The 3,234-nt window shown below is 61.3% G+C and carries 3 protein-coding genes and 2 pseudogenes; 2 read left to right on the top strand and 3 right to left on the bottom strand.

Translation table 11 applies throughout. The features are described 5' to 3' along the window. The 3 genes and pseudogenes from WDW90_RS35825 to WDW90_RS35815 form a co-directional block, all read right to left on the bottom strand. The coding region (locus WDW90_RS35825; protein ID WP_336492509.1) for a MucR family transcriptional regulator at positions 1 to 189 on the bottom strand (189 nt) is incomplete at its 3' end. A gap of 318 nt (positions 190 to 507) precedes the next feature. After that, positions 508 to 930 (bottom strand): annotated as a pseudogene (locus tag WDW90_RS35820) (Ros/MucR family transcriptional regulator); the annotation flags it as partial. A 455-nt stretch (positions 931 to 1,385) separates the two neighbouring features. After that, positions 1,386 to 1,889 (bottom strand): annotated as a pseudogene (locus WDW90_RS35815) (Ros/MucR family transcriptional regulator); the annotation flags it as partial. Here WDW90_RS35815 and WDW90_RS35810 point away from each other — a divergent pair. Together WDW90_RS35810 and WDW90_RS35805 are read left to right on the top strand one after the other, a co-directional pair. Next, a complete protein-coding gene (locus WDW90_RS35810) occupies positions 1,888 to 2,559 on the top strand; it encodes a hypothetical protein (RefSeq protein WP_336492507.1) in 672 nt (223 codons plus the stop codon). The pseudogene WDW90_RS35815 and the gene WDW90_RS35810 sit on opposite strands and share 2 nt — an antisense overlap. Positions 2,560 to 3,053: 494 nt before the next feature. Continuing rightward, positions 3,054 to 3,234, top strand: a 181-nt coding sequence (locus WDW90_RS35805) for a hypothetical protein (protein ID WP_336492506.1), incomplete at its 3' end; no start/stop codon positions are given.

The following is a 3,234-nucleotide window of genomic DNA, read 5'->3' as shown; positions in this document are numbered from 1 at the left end:
CTGCTCCTCGGCTGTGGCAGCCTGCGCGGTCTCGTTGGCGAGACCGGCAAGCGAGGTATGAACCGCCTGGATCAACGCAGGGAGTTCAGCAGGAGCCACATGGTTGCGCGAGACGTAGGCCGAGACAATGTCGGCGGCTTGCGCAATGAAGTCGATGTGGGGCTGCAAAGAAGCGTTCTCGGGTTCCATACTGTTCTCCGGCGAACCTCAGGCATAAGCGACTATCGCTCACGCAATGGTCAGGCAAATAGCGCCGTCCAATGCCATGGAAACAGCTGATGTGGAATTCTGATGCTTCAGATCATGAATTTTTTACGTTGCAGACCTCTCGACCGGTTAACGTAGCAGTGCAGAGCCCCTCCCCGGCTGGTAGGCTCGCCCGCATCTGGCAGAGACTGGGCGAGCCACATTGAGGTTTGCCCGTCTCAGGTGTTGGACTGAGCCTTGCGCCGTTCGCCACGCTCGTTGCTCGTTTCGGCGCGGGTCTCGTCAGCGTCACGTGTTCGGTGCGGCCTTCCGGCGCCGTTGCCCCAGGCCGAGTTCATGAGCGAGCCGAGATCGCTGTGCCGAGTAGCTGGCCGACGTCATCGGGTAATCCACGGGCAGGCCCCACTTGGATCGGTATGCTTCAGCCGTCAGACCCCGCAGCGTGAGGTGCCGCCTCAAGGTCTTGTACCGCTTCCCATCCTCGAAGCTAATCAGGTAGTCTGGTGTGATCGACTTTCTGATCTGCGCGGGCGTGGCCTTTTCCGGGCCAGCCCTGGCGGCCTCGTTCGAGTAAGACGTGACCCCATTCAGCGCGGCATGGACGCTTGCGATCAGCGCTGGGAGCTCGCTTCCCTGAACAGAGTTGTTCGATACATAAGCTGAGACGATCTCGGCAGCGAGCTCAATGTAGTTGTTCGGCGTTGCCTCGGCTTCTTCGCGCACGGGCGCTCCTCTCACGATTTGGTCCGGCGAACGAACTACCGACGCTGGACAGAAAAGCAAGAGCGGATCTGGAACGACGCCGCGCTGGGGGCATCGTAAGCCGTTTTCGAGCGCGCGATGGCATCATGAAAACGCAAGAAGCGGTAGGACGACCTGCACAAAGCAATGTAGCCCATCCTGCTGCTCACTCGGCTTCTCAGCGCGATAGAACGGGAATGGCCCAATTCCCGGCGCGGGCCGCGAGGCGGAACGCGCCGGAAGAAAGCTCATTCGGCGAGAGCCGGCTCACGTGCCTCACGCCGATTGCGAGCCTTGGCGGGAGGGGCCGAAGCCTCCTTTCGGCTGTCACGACGCTTGGGAGCCTTCGCGGCCATCTGGGCGACCTCATCAGCCTTCGCGGCCGGTACACTCTCCTTGGCGGTCGCCCTCGTGCCCTTCCGCCCGCTCGCACCGGCTGCCTTGGCCTCTGATCTGGCTTCAGCTGTCGCCTTCCTGGCAGCCTTGGCAGGCTTGGCGGGTTCAGGCGCGGGCTCCGGCTCCGGAGCCGGCCTGCGGCGCTGCTGGCCGAGGCCGAGGCTCTTGGCGAGCGACGAGCGCTGCTCCGAATAGGAGGCGGCGACCATCGGGTAATCGACCGGCAGGCCCCACTTGGCGCGGTAGGCCTCGGGGCTCAGGCCGCGGATCGTCAGGTGGCGGCGCAGCGTCTTGTAGGGCTTGCCGTCCTCGAAACTGATCAGCGCGTCGTGCGTGACCGATTTCTTGATCTGCGCGGGCGTGAGCTTGGTCTCCGGCTCGGAAGTCCCTGCGCTGGAAGAGAGCTTGGTCAGCGCTGAGTGGATGCTGTTAAGCAGGCTGGGCACCTCGCCCATCGGGAGCGAGTTTTTGGATACGTAGGCCGAGACGATATCCGTGGCGAGATCGATGAAGTTGGTCGGCGTGATCTGAGCTGCGTCTTCCATGTTGCTGATCTCCAATGAAGCGCTGCTGCTCAGAATATCTCGCGTGCGCAGGCGTCAACAGGAAAAAGTAGCAATCCACCGTTTTGAATTAAAAATGGACGCGGGTGTTATAATGATTCGAGAATGCCTGTGGAGTGGCGCCCTCCCCTGCAGGGTACAGCTGGTACAGGCGGTACTCGAAGGGGGAGTCCTGACAGAGGGTGGTACTGACCGAGTACAAGGAGGTACCGGTATCTCGCCGGCAACCTGCCGGTACCACCTCAACCGGGCTGCTTTCGCTCTGCAGTACCACCTGTACCGCTTGTACCACCCTGCGGAAGCAGGCTGGCGCCAATGGAAGAAGAGCATGACCGAAGCCGGATGGAAGTGCGAACGATCCCAGGTAATGGTTCCCAACTGCTCCGAACTTTCGAGGCCCACAATGCGGTATTACCTCGGCCTTATTGCTCTCTGCCTCTGCGGCAGCGTGTCCGCTGCGGAGCCTCCCCGTACCGTCGAGCGCCTCCTAGCCGACGGCTGGGATATTGCCGGTTACGCCGGCACCCTCGACAATCGATCGACCTTGATACTGTTTCGGAAGAAAGACACGAATTTCCTCGTTCAGTGTTCCATCCTGTATGATGTGACGAGAAGCCAGCGGGTTGTCACGAATTGTTATGAGCTTCACTGAGCGAAGCGTATCCGCCTGCCCAGTGCCTGCCTATCGCTGCGCCGGAAGGATCAAAATCAACCTCATAGGAATTATTTGCTGTTTCAAGCGCTGTTCCGCGCTAGGTGGTACAGGTGAGACAGGTGGTACTCGAAGGGGAAATCTTGGGCGGAGGCGGTACCGGGCAGGGTACAGGGTGGGACCGGCATCTCGCCGGCAGCGGACGGTAGCCCGCTGTCCCACCTGCTGTACCGCCGACCGTCCCACCCGCTTCCGCTCTGCAGTACTACCTGTACCGCTTGTACCACCCAGGAAACGGGCCGGGACTGGGGGCATCGCTGGTGTGGTACCAGCGGATGCCCCTCGCTGGGATCGAGAGGACGGCATGGATACGGAGCTTTTCCCCGCTGGCCCGAGCGTATGGGCCGTCCACGAGAAGGCCAGCGAGAATGTCGCCATCATCCAGGCCAGGTCTGAAGGTGAGGCAGATCTAAAGGCGCTCAGAGGAGACAACAATGGCCGATGACCACAGTAAGGAGCGAGAGCAGGCCGAGGCGGAATTTGCCAAGACGCAGGATCGCTCGAATCCAAAATCCTCGGACGAGCCAGCCCTCAGCGCCGCAGACGCAAACACCGCGCGCCTGAAAGCAGCTCGCCTGGCAAGAGACGCCGCAAGCGATAAGGCAAAGAGCACAG

Origin of the sequence: Methylobacterium nigriterrae (assembly GCF_037106235.1) — a bacterium.
In the GTDB taxonomy this organism is placed as follows: domain Bacteria; phylum Pseudomonadota; class Alphaproteobacteria; order Rhizobiales; family Beijerinckiaceae; genus Methylobacterium; species Methylobacterium nigriterrae.
This window is presented reverse-complemented; position numbering and strand designations above follow the sequence as displayed.